Here is a 16,087-nt window from a genome sequence, read left to right on the forward strand (position 1 = left end):
GCCTAAGTACCCTTCCTGTGTCCGCCATTGCTAACGTTGAATCAGCGGTTGAACTTTATTATCGATAGCCTCCCTGGCGCGGAAAATACGCGAACGTACGGTTCCGACCGGGCAATCCATGATGGCAGCTATCTCTTCGTAGCTTAGACCATCCAGCTCCCGCAGGGTAATCGCCATGCGAAGATCCTCAGGGAGAGACTCAATGGTACGGAAAACTATCTGTCTCAGCTCTTCTGACAACATTAAGTTCTCAGGGTTCGAAATTTCTTTCAGTGCACCCGCACTTTCGTAATTTTCTGCGTCGTTGGCATCCACATCGCTGGATGGCGGACGACGTCCCTGGGCAACCAAATAATTCTTTGCCGTGTTCACGGCGATTCGATACAACCAGGTATAGAAAGCGCTATCCCCACGGAATGATTCCAGTGCGCGATAGGCTTTAATAAACGACTCCTGCACCACATCCGGCACATCGCCCTGCGGTACATACCGGGAAACCAGACTCGCAACTTTATGCTGGTAACGAATTACCAGTAAGTTAAACGATTTCTGATCGCCCTTTTGGACCCGCTCAACCAGAACTTGATCCGTTAACTGCTCGCTCATCCGAGGTAAACTCTCCCCAAATCCGTCTCCACGCGTAAAATTGTACTGCCAGCCATACATTATTTTCCTGAGCAAGCACTCGCTTGGAGTTCATACAGAACGCGAAGTTCCGTATTGCCATTGTTTTTTATGTTGATGTCACCCATCCGTGGCTTTTGCCCGGACAATTAGGCTAACATGAATTTCACTCTTCTTCTGCACACATCATACGTTATGCAACCATCATCTGAACATGTTAGCGATGTACTGATCGTCGGCAGCGGTGCTGCGGGCTTGTCACTGGCGTTGCGCCTGGCGCAGCATTGCAAGGTTACCGTACTCAGCAAGGGGCCGCTCAACGAAGGCGCCACATTCTATGCCCAAGGCGGGATCGCCGCGGTTTTCGATGAAACGGACAGTATTGCCTCACACGTTGATGACACTTTAATTGCCGGAGCCGGCCTGTGTGACAGAGACGCCGTTGAGTTTATCGCTGGCAATGCCCGCCACTGCGTGCAGTGGTTGATTGACCAAGGGGTCTTGTTCGACACCGAAGTCAACGCTCAGGGCGAAGAGCATTACCACCTGACGCGGGAGGGGGGGCACAGCCACCGCCGTATCCTGCATGCCGCTGATGCTACAGGTAAAGAAGTAGAGACCACACTGGTAGGGAAAGCAAGCGCCCACCCCAATATTTGCGTGATGGAACGCCGCAATGCGGTCGATCTGATCACCTCCAACAAAATTGGCCTGCCGGGCACCCGCAGAGTCGTCGGCGCCTACGTCTGGAACCGCGAACTGGAGCAGGTAGAAACCTATCGTGCCAAAACGGTGGTGCTGGCAACCGGCGGTGCAGCCAAGGTGTATCAATACACCACCAACCCGGATATCTCTTCCGGAGATGGCATCGCCATGGCCTGGCGCGCAGGATGCCGGGTCGCCAACCTCGAATTTAACCAGTTTCACCCGACCTGCCTGTTCCACCCGCAGGCACGTAACTTCCTGCTGACCGAAGCCTTGCGCGGTGAAGGGGCTTATCTGAAGCGCCCGGACGGCAGCCGCTTTATGCCCGATTTTGACCCACGAGGCGAACTGGCACCACGCGATGTCGTTGCCCGCGCCATCGACCACGAAATGAAGCGCCTGGGTGCGGACTGCATGTATCTGGATATCAGCCATAAACCGGCTGAATTCATTACTCAGCATTTCCCAATGATCCATGAAAAACTGCTGACGCTGGGTTTCGATCTGACTACGCAACCTATCCCTATCGTACCCGCCGCGCACTACACCTGCGGCGGCGTAATGGTCGATCAGCATGGCCGTACCGATCTGGATGGGCTGTATGCCATTGGCGAAGTCAGCTATACCGGCCTGCATGGCGCCAACCGCATGGCGTCCAACTCGCTGCTGGAGTGTTTGGTTTACGGCTGGTCAGCAGCAGAAGACATCAAGATGCGTCTGCCGTTTATCAAGTTGGCGAAACAGCTGCCGCAATGGGATGAGAGCCGGGTGGATGACGCGGATGAACGAGTGGTCATTCAGCACAACTGGCATGAGTTGCGGCTATTTATGTGGGACTACGTGGGTATTGTGCGCACCACCAAACGGTTGGAGCGTGCACTGCGCCGCATCAATACGCTGCAGGCGGAAATTGATGAGTACTACGCCAACTTCCGTATCTCCAACAATTTGCTGGAGCTGCGAAATCTGGTGCAGGTGGCGGAATTGATCGTACGCAGCGCCATGGCGCGTAAGGAAAGTCGTGGGTTGCACTTTACGCTGGACTACCCCGATATGCTGCCGGAAGCGCTGCCGACCATACTGCAACCCTAGCAGCGACACCGCAAGGGCGCCCACTGTGGCGCCCTTTTCATTTCAATAGAACAAGTAGAAATCGGTAATCAAACGGCGGAACGCCTCGGTGTAACTGCCATCAGCCAGCTTGATCGCCAGGCTTTGCGCCGCTTTTTCTTCCGTCGGTTGACGGGTCAGGGCCAGCAGCACGCGATGTAACGGCGTATCGGCGCGATCGCTGACGTTCAGCCGTTGCGCAGTATGCCATCCATGGCGTTGTGCATTACTTTCAAAGGCCTCACCAATATCATGCGGCAGCACTACGCAAAAAGTCCCCTGTGGGGCAATCAACCGTTCCGCGCTTTCCAGCAAGGCGTCGTGGGTAAGCGTTTCAGTATAACGCGCGTTGTGACGAGCCTGGTCCCGGCAGGCGACAGCCGGCTCAAAATATGGCGGGTTGCTGACGATCAGGTCGTATTGGCCGGCATGGTGCTGGGCATAATGATGAATGTCCTGCGCATGCACCCGGATACGCTCAGGCCAAGGCGATTCCTGAGCGTTGTCACGCGCCTGCGCGGCGGCAGCCTCGTCCAGCTCCACGGCGTCAATCAGCACGGACTCGGCTGAACGCTGTGCCAACATCAGCGCGATCAGTCCGCTACCGCTGCCGATATCCAGCACGCGTTGCGCCTGCGCCAAGGGCGCCCATGCGCCGAGCAGCACGCCATCGGTGCCCACCTTCATTGCACAGCGATCGTGAGCAACAAAAAACTGCTTAAAGGTAAAACCACCGCGACGCGGGGTGAAATTTGCTTTCGATTGAGTACTCACAATAACCACCTGAAGACAAAACTGGCGTAGCATAAGGCAATCTGATTTTTGGGAAAAGAGATGCTTTCCGCTTAAATAGGTGAAGAACGCGGCCAACCCGTCTATAATCGGCGCCCCAAGTAGAGGTAGACCATGACAGTAACCAATTTTTCCGAACTCGAACTCGATGAACGCCTGATAAACGCCCTGCGCGATAAAGGCTACGAACGCCCAACCGCCATTCAAGCCGAGGCGATCCCGCCTGCGATGGATGGGCGCGACGTATTGGGTTCGGCGCCAACCGGCACCGGCAAGACCGCGGCATTTTTGCTGCCGGTATTGCAACATCTGCTCGACTTCCCACGTAAGAAGTCCGGCCCACCGCGCGTACTGATCCTGACTCCGACGCGCGAGCTGGCGATGCAGGTAGCCGATCAGGCTCGTGAACTGGCTGCTCATACTTCGCTGGATATCGCCACCATCACCGGCGGCGTAGCCTATATGAACCACGCGGAAGTCTTCAGTGAAAACCAGGACGTGGTGGTCGCGACCACCGGCCGCCTGCTGCAGTATATTAAAGAAGAAAACTTCGACTGCCGCGCAGTAGAGACGCTGATCCTCGATGAAGCCGACCGCATGCTCGACATGGGCTTCGCGCAGGACATCGAAACCATTTCCGCCGAGACCCGCTGGCGTAACCAGACCCTGCTGTTCTCCGCGACGCTGGAAGGCGATGCCATCCGCGAATTCGCCGAACGCATTCTGAAAGAACCGGTAGAGGTCGAAGCCGATCCGTCACGCCGCGAACGTAAAAAGATCCTGCAATGGTACTATCGCGCCGACGACGTACAGCATAAAACCGCCCTGTTGGTGCACTTGCTGCAGCAACCGGACGTGCAGAAATCCGTTATCTTCGTGCGCAAACGTGAGCGTGTGCATGAGCTGGCCGGCTGGCTGCGCGAGGCAGGCATCAACACCTGTTACCTCGAAGGCGAAATGGTGCAGGCCAAGCGCAACGAAGCGGTAAAACGTATGATGGACGGCCGTGTGAACGTGCTGGTCGCAACCGACGTTGCCGCCCGTGGTCTGGATATCCTGGATATCACCCACGTGTTCAACTTCGACATGCCGCGCACCGCAGATACCTATCTGCACCGTATCGGCCGTACCGGTCGTGCCGGGCGTAAGGGCACCGCAATTTCGTTGGTTGAAGCACACGACCACCTGCTGCTGGGCAAAGTGGGCCGTTATCTGAACGAGCCGCTGAAAGCACGCGTGATCGATGAGCTGCGTCCATCAACCAAAGTGCCAAGCGAAAAGAGCAACGGCAAGCCTTCGAAGAAGGTACTGGCCAAACGCGCGTCAGACAAAGAAAAGAACAAAGAAAAAGCCAAGGTGAAAGTACGTCATCGCGATGCGAAAAACGTAGGCAAACGCCGCCAGCCAAAGGCCAAGCCTGAGGGCAGCGGCGCGAAGTAATACCGCCGCAGTGAAAAAAAACCGCCTCCTTTTCCGCAGGCGGTTTTTTTATGCCCCGTTACTGCTGTCCGTATTGCGCCGCCTGTTGATGGGCTTTCAGCCAGGCGTTCAGTTGACGATAGCGATCGCGCATTTCTTCATTCTGCAATGCCGTCGGCGTCTGCGATAAATAGAACTGGAAGGCCACGCCTTGCTGATTGCGCGCTTTGGCGTCCGCCCCCGCCTGCAACAGCATCAGCGCCAACTGCGGCGCATTGATTTTTGCCGCCAGGTGCAAAGGCGTATCCCCCAGCCGATCGATAAGGGTGACATCGGCACCGGACACCAACAGCAGCCGTACTTGCTCCTCACGCCCCGCCAAGACTGCCGCGGCCAGCGGCGTAGCACCGGTCACCGCATTGCGCGGATTCAGCGGCACTCCGTGTGCCAACAGCAATCGCAGATACTGCGGGTCCTGCACCGCAGCGGCGGTATGCAACGCGCTATTGCCATCCAGGCCCGGAGTGGTCGCATCGGCCCCCAACGCCAGCAGCGAGCTTAGGCTTTGCGTTTGCTGCGACAGTATGGCCCATTGCAGCAAAGTAACCTGACGGTCCCCCTGTTCATGCAGGCGCGCCTCAGTTGCCTGTTCGGCAATCCCGTTGCTATCACCACGCGCCACTGCCTGAGCCAGTGCCAGATTGCTGCGCCCGTTAAACGGAGAAATTTCCTGATTCATCTGTTGTTCCTTAGCCATCATCAGCAAACCGGCGATCGCGATTACCGCCAGCGTGGCGACCATTAACGTCTGCCATAGGCGCCGCCGTTCAGGCATTGGCCTTCATCTCCCATGGCTTTTGCTCCGCCATCGAGCCGATCACCTTATCAATCCCATGAGCAGTCAGGCTGCGATCCAGGTGTTTGCTAGGGCGCCAGTCGTCAATGCCGCTCAGGGTGTCGTTATTGGCCAGCGTGATTTTATGCCCAATGGCATCCGGGATCAGCGAAGTGGATTCCTGCGTGCCGGTCAGCATGTCGTATTGCTCGCTGTAACGGCGGATACCACCGGCTTGTGCATCCTGCTTCGCCGCTGCCGGATCGATCCCCATACGATTCAACGTATAGTCGGAAACCCCCGCAGCGTTAAAAGTCACCGCCACCGTGCCCGTTGCCAGCGCTGCCGTAGCCGCCAGACCGCCGCCAAGCGAATGACCGGTGATCACCAGCGCATCACCAAAGGCTGCCTTGGCGCTTTTCGCAAGGGATACCGCCTGATTGTACTGCACATCGTCATAGCCGGTCGCCTGGCGCACGTTGCTCAACCAGTCGCGCATATCATTGGTGCCGGCGAAGGCCAACACATACTGCTGATTATCACTGTAAATCCCGGCCTGAAAACCCGACGCTGCATCTTGCAGACTGGCAGGATCAATGCCAACCCCCAGCAAAGCATCGGCACTCAACCGATTGAATCCTTCGACGCCCTGACTGCCGGTGCTGTAAACGTCTTTAGCCAGTAACGCCAGCGTATAGTCCCCCTTCTGTGGCTGCTGACCGCGTGTCACACCCTGATTCGCCGCCGCCGGCGCTGCTGCCGACAAATCGCTGACCAGCGTGTTCAGCAGGTTCTGGGCATTCAGGCTATTCTGGGAAAGCGTGGCCGCGGGGGCCTTTGATGCCGAGGGTTCAGTAGGCTGGGAAGGATCCAAACGCTCTGGCAACGAGCGCGTTGCCGGGGGCTGAATCGCCGCAGGGCTGACCGCAGAGGTAAAACTCAAAGACATACTCATGCCGACTCCTTGTCGATAGACTTATCAATGCCGCACCTCATTGGGTGCTGATGTAGCTATCGGCAGGTCGGAGCAGTTCTGTAATGAGAAGAATTATCTTTGCGAGGAATGTGATCCGGATTCACTTTCTGGCCGTTGCGGCAAGAAAAAAGGGAGCCGAAGCTCCCTTATTAAGCGTGCGTAAAATTACAGACTTTCTGTAAAAGTACGTGTAATCACGTCACGCTGCTGTTCTGGCGTCAGCGAGTTGAAACGCACTGCATAGCCGGACACGCGGATGGTCAGCTGCGGGTATTTTTCCGGATGCTTTACCGCGTCTTCCAGAGTTTCGCGACGCAACACGTTCACATTCAGGTGCTGACCACCTTCTACGCGAACGGTCGATTGCATTTCCAATGGCACTTCACGGTACTCGATCTGGCCCAGTTCGCTGACCGGTACCACCTGATCTTCCGCATAGTTGGCTTTAGCGCAAACGCAGCGGGCTTCTGATGTTTCGTCGTCCAGCAGCCAGAAAGAGTTCACCAGCGCCTGGTCGTTCGCTTTAGTGATTTGAATACCAGTAATCATTTTGTTGCCTCCGTACAAGGGCGAAAAATTCTACTTCGAAAGAAAACCCAATGTTGGTTTCGGCCATTTGGTAAAACCATTGTTGTCTTGTTGTTCTGTATACCAGTCTGGCCGGGGCAATTCTTTGATTAAAGTCAATTTTCACGGGGTACCCACAGAGCGAGAATGGGCAAGTTTATGTTTTATGTCAATTTTCCCTGTAGAGCACATCGCAATTATTTTTGTAAATTTTAAAAAATATTTATATGCAGGAGCGCGGCGGAAAAAGAAAAGCAGGTTTCGCTGCGTGGCACTAAACGGTAAGCTATGCCCAGTGAATTGTTAACGAAAACAAAGGAGAGCGTTTATGTCCACCTCCCTCACCTGGCATGATGTTATCGGCAAGGAGAAAGAGCAGCCCTATTTTCATGAAACGCTTGCCTTTGTTGCCGCTGAACGCCAGGCCGGTAAGACCATTTACCCACCGCAAAAAGACGTGTTCAACGCCTTTCGTTATACCGAGCTAGCGGACGTGAAGGTGGTAATCCTCGGTCAGGATCCCTATCACGGCCCGAATCAGGCCCACGGGCTGTCCTTTTCGGTGCTCCCTGGCGTACCCGCTCCCCCTTCGCTGGTAAACATGTACAAAGAGCTGGCGACGGATATCCCGGGCTTTGAGCGCCCCAGCCATGGCTACCTGCAAAGCTGGGCGGAACAGGGTGTGCTGTTGTTAAACACGGTATTGACCGTTGAAGGCGGCCAGGCGCACTCCCACGCCAAACTGGGCTGGGAAACCTTTACCGACAGAGTGATCGCCGCGCTGAATGAAAACCGCGAAGGCATCGTGTTCCTGCTCTGGGGATCGCATGCGCAGAAAAAAGGCAACTTTATCGATCGCAACCGCCACCACGTGTTGAAAGCGCCACATCCATCGCCGCTTTCCGCCCACCGTGGGTTCTTGGGCTGTCGCCACTTTTCGCAGACCAACCAACTGTTGGAACAGCAGGGGCTGGCGCCTATCGACTGGCTACCGCGACTGCCGCAGGCATAACCTAGACGCAAAAAAGGCACCCGCAGGTGCCTTTTCCTTATTGAATTCGGCTTAAGCCTTGGCTTTGGAAACCGCCACCATCGCCGGGCGCAGCAGGCGACCATTCAGCGTATAGCCTTTCTGCATCACCATCATGACGTGGTTCGGCTGGTGATCGGCAGATTCCATCAGGCTCATTGCCTGGTGCACATCCGGGTTGAACGGCACGTTAATATCACCAACGATTTCAATCCCGTACTTACGCACAACGTCCTGCAGGGACTTCAGCGTCAGCTCGATGCCTTCAATCATCGCCGTCAGTTCCGGATTGTTTTTATCCGCCAGTTCCAGCGCGCGCTCCAGGTTATCCAGCACCGGCAGCAGATCACCGGAGAACTTCTCCAGCGCAAATTTGTGTGCTTTTTCGATATCCAGCTCGGTGCGGCGGCGGACGTTTTCCATTTCCGCTTTGGCACGCAGCAGGCTGTCGCGTTCATGCTGCTGGGCTTCGGCCAGTTGAGCTTCCAGCTCAGCAATGCGCTCATCCCGCAGATCGACGCCCTCAGCCGCTTCCGGCAAGACTTCCTGCTGTTCCATTTCTTCCGAGACTTGCTCGTTTGGCGTCTTCTGTTCTTTACTACTCATGAATATCTCCGCGTTTTAGCATTAATCTCGCAACTTGGCTTATTATGGGGATCAAAACCGGGGTTTCAAGTCAACCGGTCACAATGTGGGGCATAAACTGGTCCCGGTGAGGAAAATCACAACAATGAATAAAAAATTCGCCTGTATTGGCATTGTTGGCCACCCGCGTCACCCTTCGGCGCTGGCAACGCATGAGATGTTGTTTCACTGGTTAGTCGCCCGAGGCTATTCAGTGATGATTGAACGCCAAATCGCTCAGGATTTGGGGTTAAAAGATGCGGTTACCGGCAGCCTGGCGGATATTGGCCAAAAGGCCGACCTGGCGGTAGTGGTCGGCGGCGACGGCAATATGCTCGGCGCAGCCCGCGTTCTGGCCCGCTACGACATCAAGGTGATCGGCGTTAACCGCGGCAATCTCGGCTTTCTGACCGATCTTGACCCCGACAACGCACTGCAGCAACTGGCCGACGTGCTGGAGGGCGAATACATCGATGAACAGCGCTTCCTGCTGGAAACCATCGTGCACAAAGAGAACCAGCAGTGCCGCATCAGTACTGCTATCAACGAAGTGGTACTGCATCCGGGTAAAGTGGCGCACATGATCGAGTTCGAAGTGTATATCGACGATCGCTTCGCCTTCTCGCAACGCTCTGACGGTCTGATTATCGCTACCCCGACCGGTTCGACTGCCTATTCGCTTTCTGCCGGCGGCCCGATCCTGACGCCATCGCTGGAAGCCATCGCGCTGGTGCCGATGTTCCCGCATACCCTCTCGGCCCGCCCGTTGGTGATCAACGGCAACAGCACCATTCGCCTGAAGTTTTCGCAGATCGGCAGCGATCTGGAAATCAGCTGCGACAGCCAGATCGCACTGCCTATCCAGGAAGGCGAGGAAGTATTGATACGCCGCAGTGATTTCCATTTGAATCTTATTCATCCAAAGGACTACAGCTATTTCAACACGTTAAGCACCAAGCTGGGCTGGTCTAAAAAATTGTTCTAAAAATATCGCCAGCCCCTTTACTGTATATAAAACCAGTTTATACTGTATGAAACTACAGTTATGTGTTTATACACAGGAAGGTTCCCATGCTGGCGCAATTGACCATCAGCAATTTTGCTATCGTTCGTGAGTTGGAAATTGATTTTCAACCGGGTATGACGGCGATTACCGGTGAAACCGGCGCCGGTAAATCTATCGCCATCGACGCGCTGGGGCTGTGCCTCGGCAACCGCGCCGACGGTAACGTCGTCAGGCTGGGAGCCGCCCGTGCCGATATCTGCGCCCGTTTTTCACTGGCAGATACCCCTTCTGCACGCCAATGGCTCGAACAGAACCACCTGGACGACAGCAATGAGTGCTTGCTGCGCCGGGTCATCAATGCAGACGGCCGCTCACGCGGCTTTATCAACGGCACTTCCGTGCCGCTTTCGCAACTGCGCGAACTCGGTCAGTTGCTGATTCAAATCCACGGTCAGCATGCCCACCAGTTGCTGCTCAAGCCCGATCACCAGAAGCAACTGCTCGACGCCTATGCCGACGAACCTGCCCTGTTGGCGCAGATGCAACAGGCTTATCAGCGTTGGCACCAAAGCTGTCGCGAACTGGCCCATCATCAGCAACAGTCCATCGAACGCGACGCACGCCAACAGTTGCTGCAATACCAATTGAAAGAGCTGAACGAGTTTGCGCCCGTGGCCGGTGAGTTCGAACAGATAGATTCGGAGTTCAAACGCCTGGCCAACAGCGGCCAATTGCTGACCATCAGCCAGCAGACCCTGCAATTGCTGGCTGACGATGAAGAAAACAACATGCTGAGCCAGCTTTACACCGCCAAACATCTGCTGGTTGAGCTGGTCGGCATGGATGAGAAACTCAGCGGGCTGCTGGACATGCTGGAAGAGGCGTCGATCCAAATCAGTGAGGCCAGCGACGAACTGCGTCACTATGCCGATCGCATGGATCTGGACCCCAACCGCCTGCAAGAACTGGAACAGCGTCTGTCGCGCCAAATTAACCTGGCGCGGAAACATCACGTTGCGCCAGAGGAACTGCCACAGCTGCACCAACAGATGCTGGATGAGCAGCAGTTGCTGTCGCAGCAAGAGAACGACCATGAACACCTTAACGAGGCGGTCACTCTGCATCATCAGCAAGCGCTGCTGTTAGCGGAACAATTGCACCAGAAGCGCCAGCACTATGCCGCAGAGCTGACCACGTTGATTACCGACAGCATGCAGGCCCTCTCCATGCCGCACGGCAAATTTAATATCGACGTTCGCTTCGAGCCGCAGCATTTGAGTGCTGAAGGGGCCAGCCGCACCGAATTCTGTGTGTCCACCAACCCAGGCCAACCGCTGCAAGCGCTGGCGAAAGTGGCCTCCGGTGGCGAACTGTCCCGCATTGCGCTGGCTATCCAGGTGATTACCGCTCGCAAGATGGAAACCCCGGCGCTGATTTTCGACGAAGTGGACGTCGGCATCAGCGGCCCGACGGCCGCCATTGTTGGGCGCCTGTTGCGTCAACTTGGAGAATCTACCCAAGTCATGTGCGTCACCCACCTTCCACAGGTGGCCGGTTGTGGGCATCAGCACCTGTTTGTCAGCAAGCAGACTGACGGCACGGAAACCGAAACGCAGATGTCACCGTTGGATAAACGTGCTCGTTTGCAAGAATTGGCGCGCCTTCTTGGCGGCAGTGAAGTCACCCGAAACACCCTGGCGAACGCAAAAGAACTGCTTGCTGCATAGAAAAGCTCAACTTTTTTACTTTCCTGAGGTCATATTGGGGCCCTGTAAAGGTTTCCAACTGCTGCAAGGTCTATTATCATCGGCATCCTATGCCCTAAAGGAATGTGATTACTATGCGCTGTAAAACGCTGACTGCCGCCGCTGTGGTTCTTGTGATGCTGACTGCAGGCTGTTCTACTTTTGAGAAGGTGGTTTACCGGCCTGACATCAACCAAGGGAACTACCTGACGTCAACCGACGTAGCTAAAATCCAAAAAGGTATGACCCAGCAACAGGTCGCTTATACATTGGGAACCCCAATGCTGCAGGATCCGTTCGGTACTCAGACGTGGTTCTATGTGTTCCGCCAGCAGCCGGGTCATGAAAATATCACCCAGCAAACTCTGACGCTGACCTTTAACAGCGCGGGCGTATTGACGGATATTCAGAACAAGCCTGCGCTGACCAAATAATCAGTACAGGAACTATCGTCCGGCCCGTGAGGGACGAATCAAGTTCTTCATGACAGTCACAGGCTGCAACTCGGAAGATAAAATTCTGATAAAAAATAAGGCGCACTCAGCGCCTTATTTTTTTGCCTTCTCTGCCCGTTGACGGCGCAGTTCTTTGGGATCGGCAATCAATGGGCGATAGATTTCCACCCGGTCGCCATCATTGAGCACATCGCCCAACTTGGCCGGTCGGCTATAAATGCCCACCTTGTTACTTTGCAAATCAATGTCACTGCGCAGTTCCAGCAATCCGGAGGCCACAATCGCCTGCTCAACATTGCTGCCCTCTGCCAGTTTCACGTTGCGCAGATACTGACGCTCCGGCAAGGCATAAACCACCTCAACCCGTATCTCAGACACTGTAAACCTCTTTCGCCCGCTGGGTGAATGCCTGCACCATATTGCCGGCCAACTCTTTAAATACCTTGCCGAACGCCAACTCGATCAGTTTGTTGGTAAATTCGAAGTCCAGGTGCAGCTCAACCTTACAGGCTTCCGGACTGAGCGGCGTAAAGTGCCAGCCCCCCATCAACTTGCGGAACGGGCCGTCAACCAGTTGCATATTGATGCTCTGGTTATCCAGCAGCGTATTGCGCGTGGTAAAAGTTTTGCTGATACCGGCTTTGGCAACGTCCACCGCGGCGGTCATTTCATTGTTGGACGCGTTAATCACCCGGCTACCGGTACAACCTGGCAGAAAATCGGGATAAGAATGAACATCGTTAACCAACTGATACATCTGCTCGGCGCTGAACGGCACTAACGCAGACCGACTGATCTGGGGCATATCATTTCCTGTGAGACACAAAACATACAAATCATACCATTTATCTATCGGCAAACAAAAAATCTGCTATGCAAGACAGGAGCCAAAAATGCGAAAAATTGCGCAGGTGCTGAGCGGTAAAGGATTTCTTTCGCTGACGCATCCAGTATAATGAACGCACTATGACAAAGAAAAAAGCTCACAAACCTGGTTCAGCCACCATTGCGCAAAACAAGCGAGCACGTTTCGAATACTTCATTGAAGAAGAAATCGAGGCGGGCCTGTCCCTGCAAGGGTGGGAAGTCAAATCGTTGCGTGCCGGCAAAGCCAACCTCAGCGACAGCTACGTGACCTTCCGTGACGGTGAAGCCTATCTTTTTGGCGCCACCATCACGCCGCTCAGCGTGGCTTCATCGCATGTGGTCTGCGACCCGACACGTACCCGCAAACTGCTGTTGAACAAACGCGAGCTGGATTCGCTGTTCGGCCGCGTTAACCGTGAAGGCTATACCGTTGTAGCCCTGTCCATGTATTGGAAAAATGCCTGGGTCAAGGTCAAAATCGGCGTAGCCAAAGGCAAGAAAGAACACGATAAGCGCGATGACATCAAAGATCGTGAGTGGCAGACGGCGAAAGCCCGTATCATGAAGCACGCCAACCGATAAGCCTCTGGCTTAACGGGTTAAACTTCTGGTATACTGCACAAAGTTACTTGGGGCTGATTCTGGATTCGACGGGATTTGCGAAGCCCTAGGAGCATGCCGAGGGGCGGTTGGCCTCGTAAAAAGCCGCAAAAAAATAGTCGCAAACGACGAAAACTACGCCCTAGCAGCTTAATACCCTGCTAAGAGCCCTCTCTCCCTAGCCTCCGCTCTTAGGACGGGGATCAAGAGAGGTCAAACCCAAAAGAGATCGCGTGGATGTCCTGCCTGGGGCTGAAGCGTTAAATCCAATCAGGCTAGTTTGTTAGTGGCGTGTCCATCCGCAGCTGACCGGCGAATGTAAAGATTGGACTAAGCATGTAGTGCCGACGGTGTAGTAATTTCGGACGGGGGTTCAAATCCCCCCAGCTCCACCAAATAGGTCACCGGTGACCCCAGATAGATCCGGTGGCAATAACGAAAAAGCCCGCAATTCACGTTGCGGGCTTTTTTGTGTCTGTAGCGCAGACTGGTCGTTAGTGATCCAGATAGAGATAATGCAGCCAGCTGGTCATGCGCAGCAGGACTTTGCGCATGATGGAAAGATGCTCAAAGTGCTCGGTGTAGACCGCAGCCTGTGCGGTAACCCCATCGGGCAATTTGTCCAGCGCGGGAACAGGGTCTAAATCGATCATTACGTAAACCCCCTCCTGCTGAGCACCAACGTTTAGCCCTTGCATAACACCACTGGCCTGATAGCTGCCGTCGGGGACTATCGGCAGTACCCGCGTGACCGAGCCGCCATAGATTTTCCCCGGCAAGCCGTTAAATACCACCTCGGCTTTATCGCCCTGGGTTAAACGCAGGATCGAGTTTTGACGGAATACCGCCACCACCTGCCGTTTTTGCTGCGGAATAAAAATCATCACCGGCTTGAACGGCAAGCGCACTGCGGTGGTGCCAGGCCGAGCCAGCACCTGGGTAACATAACCCTCGCTGGGTGCTCGAATGGTCGTTTGTTCCAAATTGTAGGTCGCTTCCGCAATCTGTGATTTCAGGCTGGCAATGCGGGCGTCCTCACCATTGTAGTGGCCCGAAAGCCGCTCCTGCGCCTGCTGATGCTGAGCTTTGGCAGCCTGCAGCGCTGCAGATTGCGCTTGATACTGCTGCCGGGCATGACTGATGTCTTGTTCAGAAAAAGGGTTAACTGCCATTGCCGCGCCTTTGGCGTAACGCTGATAATCCTGGCGCGTGCGTTCATACTCGGCATAAACCCGCTGCACATTGGCCGAGGACTCATTTAGCGTAGCCTGTCGTGTTCTGACATCCGCCTGCGCGCTGGCAAGATCTGCCTGCAGCTTGTTCAGCCGGGCACGGTAGCGGGTATCATCCAGGCGAAACAGCACATCGCCCTTATGCAGTAGCACATTGGTCTTATCCGTAACCTCGACAATCACTCCCGATACCTGGGGAACAATGGGCACCGAAACAGCGATTTTCTGCGCCCGGTAGGTATAAGGATGGTTGTAATTCATCCCCAGAATCAAAGCTCCTACGATAAAAATGCCGCCCAATACCGCGGTCGGCACGGTCCATTTATTGATGGGAATACGGAACAGTTTGAAAACGCCGTAGCTCAGCGCTACGTAGCTGAGAATAATTAAGAGATCCATACCCTTTCAACACCCTTTATTGGACGACGAGCTTTCATCCGCAGCGGGCATCTGCATTCGCTGTAACTCGCTTTGTAACTGATGAATTCGCGCTTGCAGCACTTCAGGGTGTTCGGCCTTCTCGCTCATGCCCCATCCCCGCTCTGGCCGATATAACGTCGCCCAAATCCACAGCAGTGGCCAAATAGCATGCAGGGTAAACAGGCTGACCCAGCCTGCAACGTGAATGGCATCCTGATGGGGATGTTGCCGTTTTTTGGCCAGCAAATAAGGAATATCGTGAATAATTATCACGCCGTAAAATAAAATCAAAAACACGGCGATCAATACGCCTAAAGCAAAATAATCTAGAAACATGCTACACCCTGGCTGGTAACGCTAAATAACGCATCGAGGCTTATGTTGTCTTATACTCTTTGATATCTTTGGCAATGATATCAATGGCATTTTTAACATCGTCTACGGTGAGTTTTGCCTTTTCATTATTCAAATTATTTCCGGACGCTTTGCGCACCACTTTGATAACCGGCTGATTAGTCGAAGCATCGATAAACTCGCCTTCCATATACACAGAGCTCTCCATGGTGCGGTGACCGGTTACGCTCTGTGTTGCCGCCACCAGTAGCGTGATTGGCAGTACCTCATACACCTGAAGCCCTTTCTTATGGGTATCGATAGCCGTTATAGCCCCTCGGAAAATAAGCGTATTTTCACGTGGCACATCTTCTAAGATAAAATGGGATGCCATGGACTGCTTAAACTGCTGGTTGGTGTAGTTCAGGATATTATCAAGTGCGCGCTGGCTTACCATCTCAGTGGGTTTCGGACGCGGGAAATAGATCATCGGCTGATAAACCAAATATTTATATTTAGAATAGTCAACGTTAGTTTGTTTCCAATATAAAACGTCCTTACCGGAGGCCGATTTCCCCTGGGTAATATCATTGTAATTATTCAGGAACGTAGAATATTTTTCTTTTTCGGTGACCTTGGATGAACAAGCGGCCAGAACGAATACCAAGGGCAAAATGGCCGCACGTTTTTTTCTCATCATAACTTCCAATATTAATTTAATAAGCAATAAATAATTAATCGAAATAG

At 54.1% G+C, this 16,087-nt stretch carries 18 protein-coding genes and 1 other RNA gene; 8 read left to right on the forward strand and 11 right to left on the reverse strand.

The features are described 5' to 3' along the window. Positions 1-30: 30 nt before the first annotated feature. Complete coding sequence (gene rpoE, locus M495_RS18805; RefSeq protein ID WP_012146382.1) at positions 31-606, reverse strand: RNA polymerase sigma factor RpoE; 576 nt, start codon at positions 604-606, stop codon at positions 31-33. A gap of 213 nt (positions 607-819) precedes the next feature. On the opposite strand from rpoE, the gene nadB reads away from it, so the two are divergent. Beyond that, on the forward strand, positions 820-2,421 hold the full coding sequence (gene nadB / locus M495_RS18810) for an L-aspartate oxidase (RefSeq protein ID WP_020828262.1): 1,602 nt from the start codon (positions 820-822) through the stop codon (positions 2,419-2,421). 42 nt (positions 2,422-2,463) lie between these two features. On the opposite strand, the gene trmN is transcribed toward nadB, so the two are convergent. After that, positions 2,464-3,246, reverse strand: coding sequence for a tRNA(1)(Val) (adenine(37)-N(6))-methyltransferase TrmN (gene trmN, locus M495_RS18815; RefSeq protein WP_020828263.1), 783 nt, complete (start codon positions 3,244-3,246; stop codon positions 2,464-2,466). A 99-nt stretch (positions 3,247-3,345) separates the two neighbouring features. On the opposite strand from trmN, the gene srmB reads away from it, so the two are divergent. Further along, complete coding sequence (gene srmB, locus M495_RS18820) at positions 3,346-4,671, forward strand: ATP-dependent RNA helicase SrmB (protein WP_020828264.1); 1,326 nt, start codon at positions 3,346-3,348, stop codon at positions 4,669-4,671. Positions 4,672-4,729: 58 nt separating this feature from the next. Here the strand turns inward: srmB and M495_RS18825 are convergent, their stop codons facing one another. The 3 genes from M495_RS18825 to grcA all read right to left on the reverse strand — a co-directional run bounded on the left by M495_RS18825 (position 4,730) and on the right by grcA (position 7,010). Continuing rightward, the gene (locus M495_RS18825) at positions 4,730-5,485 is read right to left on the reverse strand and encodes an ankyrin repeat domain-containing protein (RefSeq protein ID WP_041414867.1); all 756 of its coding nucleotides are present in this window, start codon (positions 5,483-5,485) and stop codon (positions 4,730-4,732) included. Then, positions 5,478-6,440: a DUF2974 domain-containing protein gene (locus tag M495_RS18830; protein ID WP_020828266.1), complete on the reverse strand. Its 963-nt coding sequence runs from the start codon at positions 6,438-6,440 to the stop codon at positions 5,478-5,480. The genes M495_RS18825 and M495_RS18830 overlap by 8 nt, the downstream gene beginning before the upstream one ends. Positions 6,441-6,626: 186 nt before the next feature. After that, entirely contained in the window at positions 6,627-7,010 is a 384-nt protein-coding gene (gene grcA / locus M495_RS18835) for an autonomous glycyl radical cofactor GrcA (RefSeq protein ID WP_020828267.1), read from the reverse strand. Positions 7,011-7,356: 346 nt separating this feature from the next. On the opposite strand from grcA, the gene ung reads away from it, so the two are divergent. Then, positions 7,357-8,040 carry a uracil-DNA glycosylase gene (gene ung / locus M495_RS18840; RefSeq protein WP_020828268.1) on the forward strand — a complete coding sequence of 228 codons (684 nt, stop codon included), beginning with the start codon at positions 7,357-7,359 and terminating at the stop codon, positions 8,038-8,040. Positions 8,041-8,091: 51 nt separating this feature from the next. Here ung and grpE read toward each other — a convergent pair whose 3' ends face one another. Then, positions 8,092-8,664, reverse strand: coding sequence for a nucleotide exchange factor GrpE (gene grpE / locus M495_RS18845; RefSeq protein WP_020828269.1), 573 nt, complete (start codon positions 8,662-8,664; stop codon positions 8,092-8,094). 124 nt (positions 8,665-8,788) lie between these two features. Between grpE and nadK the strand changes: the two genes are divergently transcribed. The 3 genes from nadK to bamE all read left to right on the forward strand — a co-directional run bounded on the left by nadK (position 8,789) and on the right by bamE (position 11,867). Continuing rightward, entirely contained in the window at positions 8,789-9,667 is an 879-nt protein-coding gene (gene nadK, locus M495_RS18850) for an NAD(+) kinase (protein WP_020828270.1), read from the forward strand. A gap of 86 nt (positions 9,668-9,753) precedes the next feature. Then, complete coding sequence (recN, locus tag M495_RS18855) at positions 9,754-11,415, forward strand: DNA repair protein RecN (RefSeq protein WP_020828271.1); 1,662 nt, start codon at positions 9,754-9,756, stop codon at positions 11,413-11,415. A gap of 113 nt (positions 11,416-11,528) precedes the next feature. Continuing rightward, a complete protein-coding gene (gene bamE / locus M495_RS18860; RefSeq protein ID WP_012146393.1) occupies positions 11,529-11,867 on the forward strand; it encodes an outer membrane protein assembly factor BamE in 339 nt (112 codons plus the stop codon). 114 nt (positions 11,868-11,981) lie between these two features. Here the strand turns inward: bamE and M495_RS18865 are convergent, their stop codons facing one another. Beyond that, a complete protein-coding gene (locus tag M495_RS18865) occupies positions 11,982-12,266 on the reverse strand; it encodes an RnfH family protein (RefSeq protein ID WP_020828272.1) in 285 nt (94 codons plus the stop codon). Continuing rightward, positions 12,259-12,693, reverse strand: coding sequence for a type II toxin-antitoxin system RatA family toxin (locus tag M495_RS18870; protein WP_020828273.1), 435 nt, complete (start codon positions 12,691-12,693; stop codon positions 12,259-12,261). Before M495_RS18870 ends, M495_RS18865 begins: the two co-directional genes overlap by 8 nt. 161 nt (positions 12,694-12,854) lie before the next feature. Here M495_RS18870 and smpB point away from each other — a divergent pair, with 161 nt between their 5' ends. Both smpB and ssrA read left to right on the forward strand, forming a co-directional pair. Beyond that, positions 12,855-13,337 carry an SsrA-binding protein SmpB gene (gene smpB, locus M495_RS18875; protein WP_020828274.1) on the forward strand — a complete coding sequence of 161 codons (483 nt, stop codon included), beginning with the start codon at positions 12,855-12,857 and terminating at the stop codon, positions 13,335-13,337. Positions 13,338-13,386: 49 nt separating this feature from the next. Beyond that, positions 13,387-13,750, forward strand: a transfer-messenger RNA (tmRNA) gene (gene ssrA / locus M495_RS25150). A gap of 99 nt (positions 13,751-13,849) precedes the next feature. Here the strand turns inward: ssrA and M495_RS18880 are convergent. From M495_RS18880 to M495_RS18890, 3 genes are read right to left on the reverse strand one after another with little or no spacing between them, the layout of a single operon-like run. Then, on the reverse strand, positions 13,850-14,986 hold the full coding sequence (locus M495_RS18880) for an HlyD family secretion protein (protein WP_020828275.1): 1,137 nt from the start codon (positions 14,984-14,986) through the stop codon (positions 13,850-13,852). 6 nt (positions 14,987-14,992) lie between these two features. Further along, positions 14,993-15,343, reverse strand: coding sequence for a DUF3302 domain-containing protein (locus M495_RS18885; RefSeq protein WP_020828276.1), 351 nt, complete (start codon positions 15,341-15,343; stop codon positions 14,993-14,995). Positions 15,344-15,383: 40 nt separating this feature from the next. Beyond that, complete coding sequence (locus M495_RS18890; RefSeq protein ID WP_020828277.1) at positions 15,384-16,037, reverse strand: DUF3313 domain-containing protein; 654 nt, start codon at positions 16,035-16,037, stop codon at positions 15,384-15,386. Between the last annotated feature and the right edge of the window lie 50 nt (positions 16,038-16,087).

Source organism: Serratia liquefaciens ATCC 27592 (assembly GCF_000422085.1).
GTDB lineage: Bacteria > Pseudomonadota > Gammaproteobacteria > Enterobacterales > Enterobacteriaceae > Serratia > Serratia liquefaciens.

What these genes read in the sequence shown, in the direction of transcription:
- M495_RS18885 (WP_020828276.1), bottom strand. Translation starts at nt 15,343, where the DNA reads ATGTTTCTAGATTATTTTGCTTTAGGCGTATTGATCGCCGTGTTTTTG.
- smpB (WP_020828274.1), top strand. Translation starts at nt 12,855, where the DNA reads ATGACAAAGAAAAAAGCTCACAAACCTGGTTCAGCCACCATTGCGCAA.
- srmB (WP_020828264.1), top strand. Translation starts at nt 3,346, where the DNA reads ATGACAGTAACCAATTTTTCCGAACTCGAACTCGATGAACGCCTGATA.
- nadB (WP_020828262.1), top strand. Translation starts at nt 820, where the DNA reads ATGCAACCATCATCTGAACATGTTAGCGATGTACTGATCGTCGGCAGC.
- trmN (WP_020828263.1), bottom strand. Translation starts at nt 3,246, where the DNA reads ATGCTACGCCAGTTTTGTCTTCAGGTGGTTATTGTGAGTACTCAATCG.
- M495_RS18880 (WP_020828275.1), bottom strand. Translation starts at nt 14,986, where the DNA reads ATGGATCTCTTAATTATTCTCAGCTACGTAGCGCTGAGCTACGGCGTT.
- M495_RS18830 (WP_020828266.1), bottom strand. Translation starts at nt 6,440, where the DNA reads ATGAGTATGTCTTTGAGTTTTACCTCTGCGGTCAGCCCTGCGGCGATT.
- rpoE (WP_012146382.1), bottom strand. Translation starts at nt 606, where the DNA reads ATGAGCGAGCAGTTAACGGATCAAGTTCTGGTTGAGCGGGTCCAAAAG.
- M495_RS18890 (WP_020828277.1), bottom strand. Translation starts at nt 16,037, where the DNA reads ATGAGAAAAAAACGTGCGGCCATTTTGCCCTTGGTATTCGTTCTGGCC.
- M495_RS18825 (WP_041414867.1), bottom strand. Translation starts at nt 5,485, where the DNA reads ATGCCTGAACGGCGGCGCCTATGGCAGACGTTAATGGTCGCCACGCTG.
- ung (WP_020828268.1), top strand. Translation starts at nt 7,357, where the DNA reads ATGTCCACCTCCCTCACCTGGCATGATGTTATCGGCAAGGAGAAAGAG.
- grcA (WP_020828267.1), bottom strand. Translation starts at nt 7,010, where the DNA reads ATGATTACTGGTATTCAAATCACTAAAGCGAACGACCAGGCGCTGGTG.
- bamE (WP_012146393.1), top strand. Translation starts at nt 11,529, where the DNA reads ATGCGCTGTAAAACGCTGACTGCCGCCGCTGTGGTTCTTGTGATGCTG.
- grpE (WP_020828269.1), bottom strand. Translation starts at nt 8,664, where the DNA reads ATGAGTAGTAAAGAACAGAAGACGCCAAACGAGCAAGTCTCGGAAGAA.
- recN (WP_020828271.1), top strand. Translation starts at nt 9,754, where the DNA reads ATGCTGGCGCAATTGACCATCAGCAATTTTGCTATCGTTCGTGAGTTG.
- nadK (WP_020828270.1), top strand. Translation starts at nt 8,789, where the DNA reads ATGAATAAAAAATTCGCCTGTATTGGCATTGTTGGCCACCCGCGTCAC.
- M495_RS18870 (WP_020828273.1), bottom strand. Translation starts at nt 12,693, where the DNA reads ATGCCCCAGATCAGTCGGTCTGCGTTAGTGCCGTTCAGCGCCGAGCAG.